At 70.3% G+C, this 17,730-nt stretch carries 14 protein-coding genes; 8 read left to right on the top strand and 6 right to left on the bottom strand.

Annotation, left to right across the window (positions count from 1 at the left end):
• Nucleotides 1–185: 185 nt before the first annotated feature.
• Nucleotides 186–947, top strand: a complete 762-nt coding sequence (locus QNJ30_14690) for an SDR family oxidoreductase (protein MDJ0944711.1) — start codon at nucleotides 186–188, stop codon at nucleotides 945–947.
• A gap of 139 nt (nucleotides 948–1,086) precedes the next feature.
• On the opposite strand, the gene cydC is transcribed toward QNJ30_14690, so the two are convergent.
• A complete protein-coding gene (gene cydC / locus QNJ30_14685) occupies nucleotides 1,087–4,683 on the bottom strand; it encodes a thiol reductant ABC exporter subunit CydC (GenBank protein MDJ0944710.1) in 3,597 nt (1,198 codons plus the stop codon).
• Between the two features lie 119 nt (nucleotides 4,684–4,802).
• Between cydC and QNJ30_14680 the strand changes: the two genes are divergently transcribed.
• Nucleotides 4,803–5,726, top strand: a complete 924-nt coding sequence (locus tag QNJ30_14680) for a LysR family transcriptional regulator (protein ID MDJ0944709.1) — start codon at nucleotides 4,803–4,805, stop codon at nucleotides 5,724–5,726.
• 13 nt (nucleotides 5,727–5,739) lie between these two features.
• Here the strand turns inward: QNJ30_14680 and pta are convergent, their stop codons facing one another.
• The gene (gene pta / locus QNJ30_14675) at nucleotides 5,740–6,741 is read right to left on the bottom strand and encodes a phosphate acetyltransferase (protein MDJ0944708.1); all 1,002 of its coding nucleotides are present in this window, start codon (nucleotides 6,739–6,741) and stop codon (nucleotides 5,740–5,742) included.
• 131 nt (nucleotides 6,742–6,872) lie between these two features.
• Between pta and QNJ30_14670 the strand changes: the two genes are divergently transcribed.
• Nucleotides 6,873–8,015: a citrate/2-methylcitrate synthase gene (locus tag QNJ30_14670; protein MDJ0944707.1), complete on the top strand. Its 1,143-nt coding sequence runs from the start codon at nucleotides 6,873–6,875 to the stop codon at nucleotides 8,013–8,015.
• Nucleotides 8,016–8,437: 422 nt separating this feature from the next.
• Here QNJ30_14670 and QNJ30_14665 read toward each other — a convergent pair whose 3' ends face one another.
• The 3 genes from QNJ30_14665 to QNJ30_14655 all read right to left on the bottom strand — a co-directional run bounded on the left by QNJ30_14665 (nucleotide 8,438) and on the right by QNJ30_14655 (nucleotide 11,889).
• Nucleotides 8,438–10,090, bottom strand: coding sequence for a glycosyltransferase (locus QNJ30_14665; protein ID MDJ0944706.1), 1,653 nt, complete (start codon nucleotides 10,088–10,090; stop codon nucleotides 8,438–8,440).
• A gap of 187 nt (nucleotides 10,091–10,277) precedes the next feature.
• Nucleotides 10,278–11,075: a hypothetical protein gene (locus tag QNJ30_14660; GenBank protein MDJ0944705.1), complete on the bottom strand. Its 798-nt coding sequence runs from the start codon at nucleotides 11,073–11,075 to the stop codon at nucleotides 10,278–10,280.
• A 199-nt stretch (nucleotides 11,076–11,274) separates the two neighbouring features.
• Complete coding sequence (locus tag QNJ30_14655) at nucleotides 11,275–11,889, bottom strand: helix-turn-helix transcriptional regulator (GenBank protein ID MDJ0944704.1); 615 nt, start codon at nucleotides 11,887–11,889, stop codon at nucleotides 11,275–11,277.
• A 241-nt stretch (nucleotides 11,890–12,130) separates the two neighbouring features.
• Here QNJ30_14655 and QNJ30_14650 point away from each other — a divergent pair, with 241 nt between their 5' ends.
• From QNJ30_14650 to QNJ30_14630, 5 genes are all read left to right on the top strand, one after another.
• On the top strand, nucleotides 12,131–12,616 hold the full coding sequence (locus QNJ30_14650) for a VOC family protein (protein ID MDJ0944703.1): 486 nt from the start codon (nucleotides 12,131–12,133) through the stop codon (nucleotides 12,614–12,616).
• Nucleotides 12,617–12,807: 191 nt separating this feature from the next.
• Nucleotides 12,808–13,710, top strand: a complete 903-nt coding sequence (locus QNJ30_14645; GenBank protein MDJ0944702.1) for a HAMP domain-containing sensor histidine kinase — start codon at nucleotides 12,808–12,810, stop codon at nucleotides 13,708–13,710.
• Complete coding sequence (locus QNJ30_14640; protein ID MDJ0944701.1) at nucleotides 13,707–15,725, top strand: DUF87 domain-containing protein; 2,019 nt, start codon at nucleotides 13,707–13,709, stop codon at nucleotides 15,723–15,725. Before QNJ30_14645 ends, QNJ30_14640 begins: the two co-directional genes overlap by 4 nt.
• 156 nt (nucleotides 15,726–15,881) lie before the next feature.
• Nucleotides 15,882–16,697 (top strand): crotonase/enoyl-CoA hydratase family protein, encoded by an 816-nt coding sequence (locus tag QNJ30_14635; GenBank protein ID MDJ0944700.1) that lies wholly within the window; start codon nucleotides 15,882–15,884, stop codon nucleotides 16,695–16,697.
• A 44-nt stretch (nucleotides 16,698–16,741) separates the two neighbouring features.
• Nucleotides 16,742–17,596: a crotonase/enoyl-CoA hydratase family protein gene (locus tag QNJ30_14630; GenBank protein ID MDJ0944699.1), complete on the top strand. Its 855-nt coding sequence runs from the start codon at nucleotides 16,742–16,744 to the stop codon at nucleotides 17,594–17,596.
• Here QNJ30_14630 and QNJ30_14625 read toward each other — a convergent pair.
• Entirely contained in the window at nucleotides 17,593–17,730 is a 138-nt protein-coding gene (locus QNJ30_14625; GenBank protein MDJ0944698.1) for a DUF2256 domain-containing protein, read from the bottom strand. The genes QNJ30_14630 and QNJ30_14625 overlap by 4 nt on opposite strands.

Raw genomic sequence — 17,730 nt, 5'->3', positions numbered from 1 at the left:
CGCAACGCACCCGGCGGGCCGCCGCGCGCCACCGAAGGCCGGGTTTGCTTGACCGCCCGCTGCGTTGCGCTCCGCTTACGGTACCCGGCACCGCTGCGTGGGCATCGCGCTGCCGGCCGCGCCTGCCCGGCGGGCCGCAGCGCGCCATCAAATGGGTCATTATCAACACTCCTTGGTATTAGGCCATGCAGGCGCTCTTCGACCTGACCGGCCGCGTCGCCGCCGTAACCGGCGGCGGCAGCGGCATCGGCCGCGAGATCGCCCTCGCTCTGGCCGGCGCCGGCGCGGCGGTGGTGGTGACCGGGCGGCGCGAAGCCAGGCTGGCCGAGGCGGAGGCGGCGATCGAGGGCGAGGGCGGCAGGGCGGCGGCGGTGCCCGCCGACCTTGCCGACTACCGCAAGCTGGAGGAACCGGCGGCGGCCCTGGCCGGCCCCTTCGGGGCGCCCGACATCCTGGTCAACGCCGCCGGGGTCAACCTGCGCCAGCCGGCCGGGGAGATCACCCCTGACGACTGGGACCTGACCCTGGCGATCAACCTGGCCACCCCCTTTTTCCTGGCCCGGGCCCTGGTCCCGGCGATGCGCGACAAGGGCTGGGGCCGGGTGATCAACATTGCCTCCCTGCAGTCGGCCCGCGCCTTTCCCAGCGGCGTCGCCTACGGTGCCTCCAAGGGCGGCGTCGCCCAGCTGACCCGGGCCATGGCCGAGGCCTGGTCGAAGGACGGCGTCGCCTGCAACGCCATCGCCCCCGGCTTCTTCCCGACCGAGCTGACCGCGCCGGTCTTCGCCGATCCCGAGGTCTCGGCCCGCATGGCGGCCCAAACCATGGTCGGCCGCAACGGCCGCCTGGACGACCTGCGCGGCGCCGCCATCTTCCTCGCTGCCCCCGCCTCCGACTACGTCACCGGCCAGCTTCTCTACGTCGACGGCGGCTTCACCGCCAAGTAGGGCAGCGAGCAAGCGCGCCGAGTCGAACCTCGCCCTTGGTCCCTCGGCAAGCTCGGGATGAGGAGGCCCCTGGTATTGGGTCCTCATGCTGAGCCTGTCGAAGCATGCGGGCCGTGCCGCAGAACGCTCAGATACAGCTTCACTCCGCCGCCTGCCTGCCTGCCGCGAGCTGGCGGCCGACCAGACGGGCGTAGGCGCCGCGTTGGGCCAGAAGCGCCTCGTGGCGGCCGGCTTCCAGGATGCGGCCGCGGTCCATCACCAGGATCTGGTCGGCGTCGCGCACGGTGGAAAGCCGGTGGGCGATGACCAGGGTGGTGCGGTTCTTCATCAGCGCGGCCAGGGCCCGGTGGACCGCCTGCTCGCTGAGCGCGTCCAGGTGCGAGGTCGCCTCGTCGAGCACCAGCACCGGCGCGTCCTTGAGGAAGGCGCGGGCGATGGCGACCCGCTGGCGCTGGCCGCCGGAAAGAGTCATGCCGCGCTCGCCGACCGGCGTGTCCAGGCCCTGGGGCAGGCTGGCGACGAAGTCCGCCAGGGCGGCCTGGCGGACCGCCGCCTCAACCTCTTCGTCGCTGGCGCCGGGGCGGGCGATCCGGATGTTGGCGCCCAGGCTGTCGTTGAAGAGGTAGGTGTCCTGGGCGACCAGGGCGACGCAGCGGCGCAGGGGGTCGAGCCGGTAGTCGCCCAGCCGCTCCCCGGCCAGGCGGATCTCCCCCGCCTGGGGATCCCAGAAGCGCAGCAGCAGGTGGGCGATGGTGGTCTTGCCCGCGCCCGAAGCGCCGACCAGGGCGACCGTCTTGCCGGCGGGCACCTCGAAGGAGACCTGCTCCAGGGCCGGGCGGACCTGGCCCGGGTAAGTGAAGCTCACGCCGGAGAAGGCGACCTCGGCCCCGCCTCGGGTCTTCGGCTCGCCCTCCAGCGGCCCGTCGGTGACCGGGACCGGCTCGTGGTTCACCGCGTAGAGCCGCCGGGTCGCGCCGAAGGTGTCGGCCAGCTGGCGGCCGGCCTCGGCGATCTCCGAGACCGGCAGGAATGCGGCCATGGCGATCAGGGTGAAGAGCGGCAGCAGCGCCGCCGGGATCGCCCCGGCCTGGGCCAGGTAGCCGCCGGTGGCGACGATCGCCAGGCCGCCCATGGCCGTCGCGACCTCGACCATCGCGGTCTGGGCGGTCAGCTCCCGGAAGAACGGCAGGCGCGAGCGGTGGTGCCGGCGCACGCCCTCCAGGAAGGTCTCGCGGCGGGCGGGGCCCTGCTGGAAGGCGAGGATCTCGGTCAGGCCCTGGACGCTGTCCACGGCCTGGGCGTTCAGTTCGCCCAGCGCCTCCCGGGAGCGGGCCGCCAGGCGGTCGATCCGCCGCCGCAGCAGGATCGGGCTCAGGCCGACGGCCAGTAGGAAGGGCGCCAGCGCCGCCGCCAGGCGCCAGTCGAAGGCCAGCAGGGTGGCGACCACGGCCGTCGGCACCAGGACCGCGACGAAGGCCGGGGCCACGGTGTGGGCGAAGAAGGACTCGACCATCTCGACGTCGTGGGTCGCCATGGACACCAGGTCGCCGGTCCTCCGGCGGACCAGGAAGGCCGGCGCCAGGCGGTCCAGCTTGTCGAAAAGCTGCCGGCGCAGGCTGCCCAGCAGGCGAAAAGCCATGTCGTGGGCGATCCAGGATTCCAGCCAGTGCAGCAGCCCGGCCGCCGGGGCGAGCAGGAGCAGCGCCACCAATAGGCCTTCGACCGGCGCCCCGGTCTTGAGCCCGGCCACGATCAGGGCCGAGACCACGCCGACCCCGATGAAGGCGGCGACCCGGCCGATGCCCAGGACCACGGTCACGGTCAGCCGACCCTTCCAGGGCCGTATGAAACCCAGCAGCTCGCGCAGGACGCCGCCCCAGCCCAGGCCCTCGGCGCGCACGATGGCGTCCTCCGGCCGCTCCTCGGCGGTAGGACCGCTCGTGCCCGCCGCCGGAAGGTCGTCTCCGACCGGTCCGCCCTCGGGCAGGATGATCTCGCGGCCGGCGGCGCTGTCGCGCAGCTGCTCGGCCATCAGGCTGTGGTAGGCGCCTTCGCGGGCGACCAGCTCCTCGTGGCTGCCTTGCTCGACGACCCGGCCGCGCTCCATGACCAGGATCCGGTCCGCGCCGATCACGCTGGACAGCCGATGCGCCAGGGTCAGGGTGGTGCGGCCCTGCATCAGGCGGTCCAGGGCCTCCTGGATCACCGCCTCGTTGTCGGCGTCGACCGCCGAAAGGGCCTCGTCCAGGATCAGGATCGGCGCGTCGCGCAGCAGCGCCCGGGCGATGGCGATGCGCTGGCGCTGGCCGCCGGAGAGCCGGATGCCGCGCTCGCCGATCACGGTCCGGTAGCCCTGCGGCAGGGCGCGGATGAACTCTTCGGCGTTGGCGGCCCTGGCCGCCGCCTCCAGCTCCTCCTGCGTGGCAGTCGGCTTGCCCAGGCGCAGGTTGTCCTCGACCGTGCCGTGGAAGAGGTAGGTGTCCTGGCTGACGATCGCGAAGTGCCGGCGCAGCTCCGCGAAGCTCAGCCCGCGGAGGTCCCGGCCGCCGACCCGGATGCGGCCGGCCTGGGGCTCGTAGAAGCGCAGCAGCAGGCGCAGGATCGAGGACTTGCCGCTGCCGCTGGGGCCGACGATGCCGATCCGCTCGCCGGCGCCGACCGAGAAGCTCAAGCCGTCGTGGGTCGCGCCGCGGCCGGCCGGATAGCTGAACTGCACCTCCTCGAAGGCGAGGCTCGGCTCGAGGTCGTCCCCGTGGTCCCGCGAGGCGGCCGAGTCGCGGACCAGGGGCGCGCGGCCCATCAGGTCCAGCACGCCCTCCGCCGCGGACCGGGCCAGCATGCCGTCGTGCAGCAGGTCGCGCAGCTCGCGCAGCGGGCGGAAGACCTCCACGCCCAGCATTAGGATGACGAGCAGGGCGGCCAGGGAGATCTCGCCCTGGCCGAAGCGGTAGGCGCCGAGGGCCAGCGCCGCCGCGGCGCCGATGGCAATTCCGCTGTCGGTGATGCCGCGGGTCAGGGCGCTGGTCGCCAGGACGCCCATGGTACGGCGGAACAGGGCGTCGCCCTTGTCAGCAAGCAGCTTGGCGCGGCTGCGGCTCTGGCCGAAGGCCTTGAGGGTCGCCAGGCCCTGGACCGCGTCGAGGAACTCGGCGGCGTAGGCGCGGTAGGCCTTGGAGCGGGCCAGGGCCCCGCGGCTGTCCCAGCGCTGGTAGAAGGAGGGCGCCAGCAGGGTCACCAGGGCGAAGCCGAGCAGGACCGCGGCGACCGGCAGGTCGAGGGCGGCGACGAAGCCGAAGATGGCGATCGGCGTCAGGGCGGCGACCAGGAGCTGCGGCAGGTAACGGCCGAAGTAGACCTCCAGCTGCTCGACCCCCTCGACCAGGGAGGTGACGACCTCGCCGCTGCGGCTCAGGCCGAAGTGGGCCGGGCCCAGCTCCAGCACCTTGTCGTAGAGCAGGGCGCGCAGGTGCAGCTGGACCCGCGCCGCGGTCTCGTGGGCCAGGGCCAGGCGCCAGTACTCGACCCCGCCGCGCAGCAGGATCACCCCGGCGACCCCGGCGGCGGCCGGCAGCAGGGCCTCCAGGGGCTCGCCGGCGAAGACCAGGCCCAGCAGCCAGCCGAGCAGCGCCAGGCGGGCGACCCCCAGCAGCGACGACAGCAGGCCGATGCCGCCCGCCGCCGCGATGCGGCCGCGCAGGCCCTTGGTGAAGGTCCAGAGTCGGCTCTCGAAGTACATGGCGGTCTCGCTGGGCTGGGTGTTCGTGCGAGATTCCGACTTAGCCTAAAGAAAAATGTTGCGCGCTTTTCGATTTCGCATAGCCTCTAAACAAATCCGTTTAGATGGGAGAGCAAGCCATGGCGCTGAACTGGGACGATCTGCGCGTCTTCCTGGCCGTGGCGCGGGAAGGCTCGCTCTCCGCTGCGGCGCGCCAGCTCAAGGTCACCCAGCCGACCGCGGGCCGACGGCTTCGGGCCCTGGAGGAATCGCTCTCCGCCCGGCTCTTCGACCGCCTGCCCCAGGGCTTCGTGCCGACGCCCGCCGGCGCGGCGCTCCTGCCCCTGGCCGAGGAGATGGAACGCTCCGCGCAGGCGGTCGAGCGGCGCCAGGCCAGCATCGCCGACTCGGTCAAGGGCACGGTCCGGGTCTCGATCGGCGAGGTCATGGCGCAGTTCCTCACCGCACATCTGCCGGAGTTGCGCGCCCGGCTGCCTGAGATCGAGATCGAGATTCCGGTCTCGCATCTGCACGCCAATCTCTCGCGGCGCGAGGCCGACTTGGTGATCCGGGAATGCCTGCCGGACAACCCCGGCCTGATCGCCCGCCGGCTCGGCGAGATCGGCTTCGCGGTCTACGGCAGCCGCGACTATGTGGCCGACAACCCGGCGGCCCGCAGCGAGGCGCGCTACCGCGACTGCGTCTGGGCCGGCTTCGACGAGGCGCACAACGATTTTGCCGGCCAGAAGTGGCTGCTGGAAAAGCTAGAGGGCCGCCCCCTGAGCGTACGTGTCAATGACGCCATGGTCCTGCACGAGGCCGTACGCAACGGGGTCGGCCTGGGCGTGCTGGCCTGCTTCGCCGCCGACGCGGATCCCGGCCTGATCCGCCTGACGCCGACCATTACCGGGGTGACCTCGGTCCAGCATCTGATCGTCCACCGCGATCTGCGACGCGTACCAGGTGTACGTGCCGTGATGGATGCCCTGGTGGGGCTCTTCGAACGCGAGGCGGCAGCCCTTGCCGGCGGGACCCTGGGCGAAGAGGTGAGGCGTACGGCCTGAGCCTGAGGGGTTGCTAGCCGGTCTTGGACGCCGCCTGGAGCAGCGCGATGGCGGCGGCGGCGACGATGTCGTCGACCGTGGCGCCGCGCGACAGGTCGCAGACCGGCCGAGCGAAGCCCTGCAGGAAGGGGCCGATGGCCTGGGCGCCGGCCAGGTACTGGGTCAGCTTGTAGCCGATGTTGCCGGCGTCCAGGTCGGGGAAGACCAGGACGTTGGCTCGCCCGGCGACCGGGCTGTCGCCGGAGATCTTCTTCGCCGCGACCGCCGGCACCAGCGCGGTGTCGGCCTGGAACTCGCCGTCGACCGCCAGCTCCGGTGCGCGCTCCCGGGCCAGGGCCAGCGCCCGGGTCACCTTCTCGACGTGGGGATGCCGGGCGCTGCCCCGGGAGGAGAATGACAGCAGCGCGACCCGCGGCGCCTCGCCCAGCAGGGCCTCGGCGCTGCGGGCCGAGGCCAGGGCGATGTCGGCCAGCGCCTCGGAGCTTGGATCGACGTTGACGGCGCAGTCGGCGAAGACCAGGCGCCGCGCCGGGCCGGCGGGGCCCTCGGGCAGGAGCATCAGGAAGAAGCTCGAGGGCGTCGCGATGCCCGCGGCCGGGCCGACGGTCATCATCCCGGCCTCGATGACCCGGCGGGTCGGGTTGGCGGCGCCCGCGACCATGGCCGCGGCGGCGCCGGCCTTGACCATCGTGCCGCCGAAGTAAAGCGGCTTGCGCACCAGCCGCGCCGCCATGGCCTCGGTCATCCGTTCCCGTCCCGCGGCACAGATCTCGGCGTAGTGCTGGAGAGAGGGATCGCCGGCCGGATCGCGAACCTCGATACCCGCTAGGGCGAGGCTCAGCTCGGCCGCCGCCGCCTCGACGGTCTCCGGTGCGCCCAGGAGGATCGGCTTTGCGATGCCCTCGTCGGCCAGCCGCCGTGCCGCTTGCAGGATCCGCGGCTCCGTTCCCTCCGGCAGGACCACGCGGCCCGCCTTGGCCTGGGCCGCTTGCAGATAGGTCTCGAGCTTCACCATGGGCTAGGATGTCCGGGACCCGCCGAGACACCGGGCGCCTCTGGCACGTCAGATCTTGAATGACTGGCACCTTAGGGACCGGGTCGCTTGCTGTAAATCGAGGCGGGCAAAGCAATACGGGGAGCCAGGGGATGAGCGACGCCGACAGCGAGATCAGGATCCACCGCGGCCTCAAGGGCGTCTACTTCGAACGCTCGGCGACCACCTTCATCGACGGCCGCGAAGGCGAGCTGCGCTACCGCGGCTACTCGATCCACGACCTCGCCGAACACTCCAGCTTCGAGGAGACCGCCTACCTGCTGTTCCACGGCGAGCTGCCGACGGCAGATCAACTGGCGGCCTTCGACGCCGAGCTCAAGGCCGCCCGCGTCCTGCCCGATGCGGTGTTCGAGATCGTCCGCAGCCTGGCCGGCGCCCATCCCATGGACCTGCTGCGCACCGCGGTCTCGGCCCTGGCGGCCTTCGATCCCGAGGTCGCCGACAATGGCGCCGAGGCGACCCGGCGCAAGGGCCTGCGCCTGACCGCCCAGGTGCCGATGATCGTCGCCGCCCAGGAGCAGCTCCGCAACGGCCGGGACCCGGTCGCGCCCGACCCGGCGCTCGGCCACGCCGCCAACTTCCTCCACATGCTGACCGGAAAGGCGCCCAGCGCCGAGGCGGTCAAGCTGATGGACACCGACTTCGTGCTCCACGCGGAGCACGGCTCCAACGCCTCCTCCTTCACCGCCCGGGTCGTGGTCGGCACCGAGGCCAACCTCCACGCGGCGGTCACCGCGGCCATCGCCGCCCTCTCGGGACCGGCCCACGGCGGCGCCGCCGAGGACGTGATGAAGATGGCCATGGAGATCGGCGACCCCGCCGCCGCGGCCGACTACGTCAAGGCCAAGCGCAAGAACCGCGAGCCGGTCACCGGCTTCGGGCACCGGGTCTACCGCGCCGAGGACCCGCGCGCCCGGCACATGCGCGAGGGCGTGCAGCGGCTGTCGCAGGAGATGGGCGAGCCCGTGTGGTACGAGATCCTGCAGGCCGTGGTCGCCGCCATGCAGCCCTACGCCCGCCACGGGGTGAACGTGAACGTCGACTTCTATTCCGGCGTGATCTACTACCTGCACGGCATCCCGGCCGACCTTTTCGTGCCGATCTTCGCCGTCGGCCGCGTCCCGGGCTGGACCGTCCAGGCCCTGGAGCAGTTCGCCAACAACATCCTGATTCGCCCGCTCACCCTCTACGACGGCCCGGCGCCGCGCGCCTACCTGCCGATCGAGCAGCGCTAACCTGCTTCTCCTGACACTGTCATGCAACACGCTGTCATCGCCGGACTCGATCCGGCGATCCATGGCGCCGCCACAGGACGGATGCCCGGATCAAGTCCACCGCTGTCCGGTTTGGCGCTGGAGGGCTGCGGAGGATGCTTTGCTTGACTCGGATTTGCTGGCGCTGAGGCAAATCGGGACTCCGGCTGCGGGATCGGAGCGGAAACCCCCTCCCCCTTGATGGGGGAGGGCCGGGGTGGGGGTGATCCCGGCTCGGACCGAGACCTCGAGAGCCGATTTCTGCGGCCTGACGGCCGCCACCCCCTCCTGTGTCCTCCCCCATCAAGGGGGAGGAGGAGTCTCACCTCACCGTCTCCGATCTAAGCCGGACAGCCGTGGATCAAGTCCGGGCATGACCGCGGTGTGGATGGCGGAGTCCGGCCTCACTGGCGGGCGTCCGTCGGCTGAGCCAAGGCCGCGAGCTCAGCGGCGAGCTTGCCGGCGACGGCGGTCCAGTCGTAGCGTGCCTCTGCGGCGCGGCGCAGGTCGTCCCTGTAGCGGCCCTCCAGGGCAAGCGCGGCCGTGGCCTTGTCGACGATGTCGGCGACGGTGAGCGCCTTGTCGACGCGCAGCTTCATGCCCTCGGTGGCCTCGGCGGGCAGGACCTCGGCCAGGGACTCGATCGTGGCCGCCGTGCCGGCGAAGTCGGTGCCGAGCGGGAAGCAGCCCGAGGCCAGGGCCTCGAGGAAGACCAAGGGCCCGGCCTCGGCGACGATGGAGGGGAAGATCCCGACGTCGCAGCAGGGCAGGAGGTGCTTCAGCTCCGCGTGGGTCAGGTAGCCGGTGAAGACCACCCGCTCCGGCGCCAGCAGCCGTTCCGCGGCCTCGAAGTAGGCCTCCAGTTCCCCGCCGGCCTCCAGGGCCGCGAAGAACAGCCGGATCTCCTCGAAGGCCGCCGCCGGGCCGCCTTCCAGCGCTCTGCCCCAGGCCACGATGTCCCGGACCAGCCCGCGCCGGCCCTGGGACAGGGCCCAAACCAGGGCTTCCAGGACCTCGCGCAGCGGGCCGTGGCCGACGACCACCAGGCGGGCCTTAGGACGGGCCTCGAGGATCCGCGGCAGTGCGGCGACGATGTTCTGGGGGCCCTTGCTGGCGATCAGCCGGCCGACGAAGAGCAGCTGGTCGCCGTCGGTCCAGTCGAGGGCGGCCAGCTTCTCGGCGGCATCGCCGTCGGGGCGCTTCGGGTCGTAGCCGCGCGCTTCCTCCAGGGCCGCCGTCAGCGCCTCCAGGCTCATGCCGTCCCGCAGCCGGCTCTGCAGCCGCGCCGCCGCTTGCGGCTCTCGCCCGCGCGGCAGCGACGCCAAGGCCTTCCGAAGCGCGGCGATCTGCCCAGGTCGCCCGGGGCCTGGGCTGGGCCGGAAGGCGCGGGTGTCGACCCCCAGCGGCAGCGCTGCGATCTTGGCGTCGAGGTCCGGCAGCTTCGGGAAGGTTTCGAGAACGCGCCGCCGCATCTCGGGGCCGTGGACGAAGATCCGCCCGGCCCGGGCGAAGGCGGAGGCGGCCAGGGCGTGGAAGCGCGGGTCCACCTTGACCGCGTACTCGATCGCGCTGCCGTGCGGCATGACGGAGAAGGGCAGGCCGGCTTCCACGCAGGCCCGCTCGGCCACCACCGACATCAGGACGGCGTGGTTGGCGTGGACCGCCGCGACCTCGGGATCGGTCAGCAGCCGGCGCAGCACCGCGTGGTTGCGCTCGAGATAGGCTTCGATCTCGGTGTCGGGCAGCTCGACCATCGGCACGGCCCTGGTGAACTCTTCGTAGATGTCCCCGACGTAGACCGGCAGGGTGTCCCCCAGGCGCGGCTTGTGCAGGACGCAGGTCCCCGGATAGGGCGTGTCGCGCTCGAAGAGCGTTGTCACGCTCCCGTCGGGCTCGTGGAGATGGGCCGCCGCGATGAAGTCGTAGATCTCCGGATGGGGCTCCTGGCAGACCAGCAGCACGGGGGCGCCCTGGCGGCAGAGCGCCTGCACGATGGCGCGGGTCCAGAGGTTGCTGCCGGAGCCTTCCAGCAGATAGCCGTGCAGGATGCAGATCATGCGCGTGCGAGTCCCCGGGGCGTTCCGGCCTAGGCAGGCGGGCATGCCAATCCATCACAGGCCGGGGCGCGATACAAACCATCCTTGTTCCGGGATTTCGATGCGCGTGCCGCCGCAGAAAGGCCGGGGCGCCTTCCGTCATGGGTGGAAGGCGCCCCGGAGGGGTGCAGCGGGGGTCCTGTGCGGCTCAGTTCACGACAAAGCAGCTTTCGACCGCGGTCTGGTTGAAGCTCTCCTCCCGTGCCAGGACCTCGTACTTGAAGGACTCGCCCTGGCCGAGGAACTCGGTGGGAATCGTCAGCGACCGCTCGCCGGGCGGCAGGATGGTGCTGAACACCGAGGCGAACTCCTCGCCGTTCAGCTCCAGTACCACCTCGACCACGACCTCGTAGTTGTTGATGGTCACCGGGACCGAGGTGTTGCCGAGATCCGGGTGCGATTCGGTGACTTCCGGCCAGGCGATGGTAACGGGCACGCTGACCTCGGTCGGATTGAAGTCCGGGTCCTCGTCGTCGCAGACCGCGGCCAGCGGCTGGCCGTTGACAGTGGGTTCGGGCGGGGCCGGCAGGGTGTGGGTGACCTCGGTCTCGCTCTCCAGCTCCCGGCCGTCCTGCCTGCGTCCTTCGACCTCATAGGTTCCCTCGGGAAATCGTCCGAAGAAATCCGCCGGGTCGAGCTCGTCGAAGGTCGGCTCGGCGCTCTCGAAGAATATCTCGGTCACGGCCTGCTTGCGGAGGCGGCCCAGCGTCCAGATCGCCATGAGAGTCCGGTCCCTCGGATCCTCGATCGCGATCCGGGTCCAGGGCCCGCCGTCGATCATCCCATGTATGCCGAGATCGCCGTCGGTGTCGTTGAGCTCGAAGAAGAGCTCGGCGACCTCGAAGGGGATTTCCTCGTCTTCCCCCAGGGCGCCAGCGTTTCGCGGCAGAACGGTGAGCGCTAAGCCGAATGCAAGGACGCCTGCGAAGAAACTAAGATGGGACATCACGGAGGGGCCGCCGGCTGGTTTTCGCGACTGCGATGTTTCTTCCCAGTATCGAAACATGACCTGTCTCCTTTCCGTTTGGATGCCGGTGGATGGAGACAGCGTCCGGCCGGTTCGAGGTCCCGTAAATCCGACGTCCGTCGGAAAGGGGGCTTTCGTACAATTGTCGGAAGAAGTGCCGGCCTGATTCTGGATTGAGTCAATCGGAGGCGGGCGGCGTGCTTTGCTCCGGAGAGAGCTTGTCAGAGACAGTTCCCGAAGAGGCCGCGTCGAGGCGGGCCGGACCGTCTTCTTCGGCGAAGAGGTCCTCGAGGAAGTAGGCGCAGAAGGCAGTCTTGCCGGGCAGCTTGGCCTTGCGGTAGATCGATTGCGCCTGCTGGCGCACCGTCGGCTCGGTGGTGGCGCGCAGGACGGCGATCTCCTTGTGGCTCAGGCCCTTGAGGATCAGCAGGCCGATCTCCCGCTCGGCGGCGGTCATGCCCCAGTCCTGGAACTGGATATCCATGCCCGCCTTCAGGCCAGCCAGATGGCTCCGCACCTTGTTCCGCCAGGCGTTGCCCTCGGCGCGCGCGAACTCCAGGTCGCGGATCAGGGACAGCTTCTCCCGGTGCTGGCTCTCTATGCGTAGGGCGAGCAGGGCGACGCCGACGGCCGCGCCGATGGTCAAGAGAATGCCGATACCGTCGATGACAACGTCGGGCAGCGAAAGCTCGTCGCTTTCCGTGACGATCTCGAGCGCGAGCAGCAGCAGGAAGCACAAGCTGCCCAGACCGGCGAGCAGCAGCCGCTTCTGTCTTTCGCTGAGATTCCGCATCGTTCTCGGGTCGCCGTTCCGTTCGGGATCCTCTTGATCCGTCTCCGAAGAGCCTGACTTGGCGCCCCGCCGGCGAAGGCATCCCATGATGATGCATCTTGTCCCGGAGCGGTATCCGACAAATGTAGGATGGGGGGAAGTCCGAGACGTCATTCGCCGGACGTCTGGATGGCCGCGAAAGCGGTTGATCGATTCGTCGGCCCGGCGCGAGACTGATCTCGTCATCGAAGGAGTGCGATCCATGATCAAAGGCCTGCACCACAACGCCTATCGCTGCCGCGATTCCGAGGAGACTCGGAAGTTCTACGAGGACTTCCTCGGCCTGCCCCTGGCCGACGCCTTCGAGATCAAGGTCACCAAGACCGGACGGGAGACCAGCGTCCTGCACAGCTTCTACCGCCTGGGCGACGGCTCCTTCCTGGCCTTCTTCGAGGCCCCGGCGCAGCCCTTCGAGTTCAAGGAGCAGCACGACTTCGACCTGCACATCGCGCTGGAGACCGATCGCGACACCCAGGAGGCCCTCTTCGCTAAGGGCAAGGCCGCCGGGATCGAGACCCGCGGGGTCGCCGACCACGGCTTCATCCACTCGATCTACTTTCGCGATCCCAACGGCTACGTGATCGAGCTCTCGGTCCCGACCGAGACCGCCGCCGACTACGCCGCCAAGGCCGAGACCGCGGCCCACGCCGCCCTGGCCCAATGGCAGGAGAGCAAGCCGCGGGGCTGAGCGCGGCCTCGTCTGGGCAGCCGGCCGAGGCTGGCACCCGGGTCTCCGGACCGTCGCTGGGCCCCGAACCGGACAGGAATTATGTCAGGTTGTGCTGGCGGCAGGGAAATATAATCTATCCGATTTATGTATTATTTAGGAGTTATCTCTAGATTGCTGCTGATCTTATCAGCAGAATTACTCATATTTCCATGCGACAGTCTCGATCTCCCAGGACAAAGTCGGCTTCCGCGGGCCTGGTCTATGCCGAGCAGCTTGGATCCCTGGCCGGTCGCCGCCGCAAGGAGCGCGCGCTCCAGGCCGCGAAGCGCCAGGCCGAGCGTGCCGCCGAGAGCGCGGAGGCGGCGATGCTGCGGGCCCAGGCCGCCAGCACCGCCAAGACCCAGTTCCTGGCCGGCCTGAGCCGCGGGCTGCGGCCGCCGCTGAACGCGATCGTCGGCCTGTCCGACGTGCTGCGCGGTCGGGGCCCCTCGGGTCCGGCGGCCGGCGCCGAGGCCGCCGATCCCAGCAAGTGTGCCGACCATATCCATGAGGCAGGCGTTCACGTGCTGGCGATCCTGGACGACGTCCTCGACGCCGCAAAGCTGGAATCCGGCGAGATTACGCTGCGGGAAGATCCGGTCGACTGCGCGGCCCTCCTGGGCGCCTGCCGGACTTCGGTATCCGGCCTCGCCGAGGCGCGCGGTATCGCCCTGGAGGTCCGTGCCGACCCCGATCTGCCTGGGCTTTGGGGCGACGAACAGCGGCTGCGACAGATTCTCGTCAACCTCCTGTCCAACGCCGTGAACTTCACGCCCGAAGGTGGCCGCGTCCTGCTCCAGGCGCAGGCGCAAAAGGACGCCTCGATGGCCTTCTTTGTCGCGGACACCGGCATCGGCATGCGCGAGGAAGATCTGCCGAAAGCCCTGGCGCCGTTCCAGCGGGTCGAAGCCGACAGCGACCGGCGCCAGGAGGGAACGGGTCTCGGCCTGCCGCTGGCCAAGGCCTTCACGGAGCTTCACGGCGGCACCCTACAGATCCAGAGCAAGCTCGGCGCCGGCACCTGCGTCACGGTCCGCCTGCCGGCAAGACGCGTCAGGAGGGCGCAGGCATGAAGAACCCCCTTTCCAAGCCCGAACTTTCCGACGACGATCTCGCCGCGATCGAGCTGGCGAACCGGGCGGAACGACTCCACGAGATTCTGGACCGGACCGCCGGCAAGCCGGCTGAGACGGAGGCGGCTGCGGCGCCCGTGAACCCGGCGGCCGCCACGACGACGGCGGAGCCCGGACCGGCGGCTGCGGCGCCTTCGGCCGAATCCCGGCCGATGCCGGCGGCGCCCGGATCGGCCGATCCGGCGCCCGCCGCCGCGCCGCCGGCGGCCTGCGCCCCCCGGGCCACGGCGCCCGCGGCTCCCGCTCCTGCCCCTGCGGCGCCAGCGGCCCCGACCGCCGCTGCGCCCGAACCTGCCGCAGGCCAGGTGCCAGCCGGACGGGAGGGCGGAGTCCTGCAGGCGAAGCCCCACACCGATTCGCGCGCGGCGCCGAACATGGCGCCCTCCATGCCGGTCGCCCGGGTCGCCTTCGTCACCGGCTCCCAGGTCGTCGCCATCATCGACGATCCCCAGTCGCCTGCGGCCTCACAGCTCCAGATGGGCGCCCTGGTCAAGATGCAGACCGGCGCTTCGATCGTCTTCGGGGTGGTCAGCGGCCTCTCCATGCCGCTGCCGGCCGAGGAGTCCGGCCAGAAGGACATGATGACCCTCGAGGTCGAGCTCCTAGGCGAGGTGCTCAAGGCCGGCGACGGCTGGACCGCCTTCCGGCGTGGCGTCTCCTCGCCGCCGCAGCTCAACGCGCCGGTGCTGACCACCGTCAAGGCGGACTTGATGCGCGTCTATGCGACCCCGAACAAGCAGACCTCACGGGTCGGGACCCTGCATCAGGACCGCCAGGTCCCGGTCCACGTCATGAACAACGAGCTTCTGGGCAAGCACTTCGCGATCCTGGGGACCACGGGCTGCGGCAAGTCCTGCGCCACGACCCTGATGCTGCAGGCGATCATCGAGAAGAACGCGCAGAGCCACATCGTGCTGCTCGACCCGCACAACGAGTACGCCAGCGCCTTCCCCGGCAGCGCCGAGATCATCGACACCGGCAACCTGGAGCTGCCCTATTGGATGCTGGAGTTCAACGAGTTCCTCGGCGTGGTCCTGGGCGGCGCGGAGCAGGCGGAAAAGGCGGAAATCGCGATCCTCACCGAGGCCCTGCCGGCCGTGAAGACGCAGTTCCTCAAGGACGGCGAGCGCAACAGCCGGATCACCGTCGACACGCCGGTCCCCTATCGCCTGACCGACCTGATGCAGTACATCGACACGGCGATGGGTAAGCTCGAGAAGGCCGACAGCAGCGCCCCCTACCAGCGCCTGAAGTCCCGGCTCGCGGCTCTGCAGGGCGACCCGCGCTACCGCTTCATGTTCGGCGGGGTCAGCGTCCGCGACAACATGGAGAAGATCCTCTGCCGGCTGTTCCGGATCCCGGTCGACGGCAAGCCGATCTCGATCCTCGACCTTTCGGGCGTGCCCTCCGAGATCGTCAACGTCGTGGTCTCGGTGCTCTGCCGGATCACCTTCGACTTCGCGATCTGGGCCGACCGGCGTGTGCCGGTGTTGCTGGTCTGCGAGGAAGCGCACCGCTATGCCGCGCAGAACGGCCTCGGCTTCGAGCCGACCAAGGTCGCGCTCGCGCGGATCGCCAAGGAGGGCCGCAAGTACGGCGTCTCGCTCTGCCTGGTCAGCCAGCGGCCGTCCGAGATCGCGACAGAGATCCTGTCCCAGTGCAACACCGTCTTCGCCATGCGGATGACCAACCAGTTCGACCAGGAGATCCTGCGCGCGATCATCTCGGACTCCTCCCAGGGCTTCGAGCAGTCGCTGCCGTCGCTCGGCAACGGCGAAGCGATCGCGGTGGGCGAGGGCGTCTCGGTGCCGATGCGCCTCTGCTTCGATCCTCTGCCGGAGGACCGCCGCCCGCGCAGCGAGACGGCCGACTTCACGACCTCCTGGCAGAGCCCGCACGAGAACGAGGACTTCGTCCGCGAGATCGTCCAGCGCTGGCGCTCCCAGGGCCGCTGACCGGCCCGTCCTCAAGGAGAGGGATCAAGACCCACGGCTCAGGTCCCGGCGACCTGAGCCGTTCTTGATCTGCGGCCGCGCCTCTGATCCGGGTTTGCCAAGATCCCCACGGGCCTGTCTGATACCGGCAGCCAGGAACCAGGGGAGACGCCAAGCATGACGGTGAGACTCGAAAAGGATGGCCAAGTCTGGACGGTGATCCACGACCGCCCGGAGGCGCGCAACGCCATGGATCCGGAGAGCGCGGATGCCCTGACCCGGGCCTTCCTCGACTTCGATGCGGACCCGGAGGCGCGGGTCGCGGTGCTCTACGGCGAAGGCGGCGCCTTCTGCGCCGGCTGGGACCTCAAGTTCGTTTCCACCCTCGACGCCGACCATCCGCTGGGCGAGCTCGACATCCCGCCGGCCGGGCCGCGCGGCAACGGCGGCGAGATCCCTCGCGGGCCTTTGGGGCCGACCCGGCTGGAACTCGACAAGCCGGTGATCGCGGCCATCGCCGGCCCGGCCGTGGCCGGCGGCATGGAGCTGGGCCTCTGGTGCGATTTCCGGGTCATGCAGGAGGACGCCTACTTCGGGGTCTACTGCCGTCGCTGGGGCGTGCCCCTGATCGACGGCGGCACGGTGCGCCTGCCGCGCATCGTCGGCCAGGGCCGGGCGCTAGAGATCATCTTGACCGGGCGCCAGGTCCCGGCCGAGGAGTGCCTGCGCATCGGCCTCTGCGAGTACCTGGTCCCGAACGGCGAGGTCCGCCAGAAGGCCGAAGAGCTGGCCCGGGATATCGCGCGCTTCCCCCCGGTCTGCGTCCGCGCCGACCGCCGCTCGGCGCTCCGCAGCCATGGCCTGCCGACCCGCGATGCCCTGATCCAGGAGTGGTACAACGGCCGCGAGGCCCTGGTGAAGGACGGCGTCGCCGGCGCCACCCGCTTCAAGGACGGCCTCGGCCGCCACGGCGACTTCGAGGAGATTTACTGAGCGGGGCGCGACGGTCCCCGTTTGGCCGATCAGGGAGGACTGGCATGTCCAAAGTCATCTACGAGAAGGACGGCCGGATCGGCCGCATCACCTTGAACCGGCCGGCGGTGCTCAACGCGATCGACGACGAGGTGCCGGCCGCGCTGGCCGCCGCCGTCGAGACCGCCTCCGGCGATCCGGGCGTGCACGTCATCGTGCTCTCCGGGGCCGGACGGGCCTTCTGCGCCGGCTACGACCTGGCCGCCTACGCCGAGGCCGGCGGTGCCAACAGCGTGACCCAGGAGATGCCCTGGGACCCGATGCAGGACTACGCCTTCATGATGCGCAACACCGAGCACTTCATGAGCCTCTGGCGTTGCCACCGGCCGGTGATCTGCAAGGTCCAGGGCTACGCCGTGGCCGGCGGCTCCGACATCGCGCTCTGCTGCGACCTCGTCGTCATGGCCGAGGACGCCGAGATCGGCTACATGCCGGTCCGGGTCTGGGGTTGTCCGACCACGGCGATGTGGGTCTACCGGCTCGGGCCCGAGAAGGCCAAGCGCCTGCTCTTCACCGGCGACCGGATCGACGGCCGCGAGGCCGAGACCATGGGGCTGGTCCACAAGGCTGTGCCGGCCGCGGCGCTGGATGCGGAGGTCGAGCGCCTGGCCGAGCGGATCGCCACGGTCCCGGTCAACCAGCTGATGATGCAGAAGCTGATGGTCAACCAGGCGCTGGAGAACATGGGCCTCAGGAACACCCAGATGATCGCGACGATCTTCGACGGCATCACCCGGCATTCGCCCGAGGGCCTCAACTTCAAGCGCCGCGCCGAGGAGGTGGGCTGGAAGCAGGCGGTGCGCGAGCGCGACGCCGGGACCTTCGACTGGACCGCGAACCGGCCGATCGACGAAGCCTAGCGCGCCCGCCGGCAGCGTTCTGAGCAGTACCTGACCTGATCCCAGACCCGGGCCCACTTGCGGCGCCAGGCGAAGGGCCGGCCGCAGCGCGCGCAGAGCTTGCGGGGCAGCTCGGCCTTCTTGCGTGTCGCCAA

This window comes from Kiloniellales bacterium (genome assembly GCA_030066685.1).
In the GTDB taxonomy this organism is placed as follows: domain Bacteria; phylum Pseudomonadota; class Alphaproteobacteria; order Kiloniellales; family JAKSBE01; genus JAKSBE01.
This window is presented reverse-complemented; position numbering and strand designations above follow the sequence as displayed.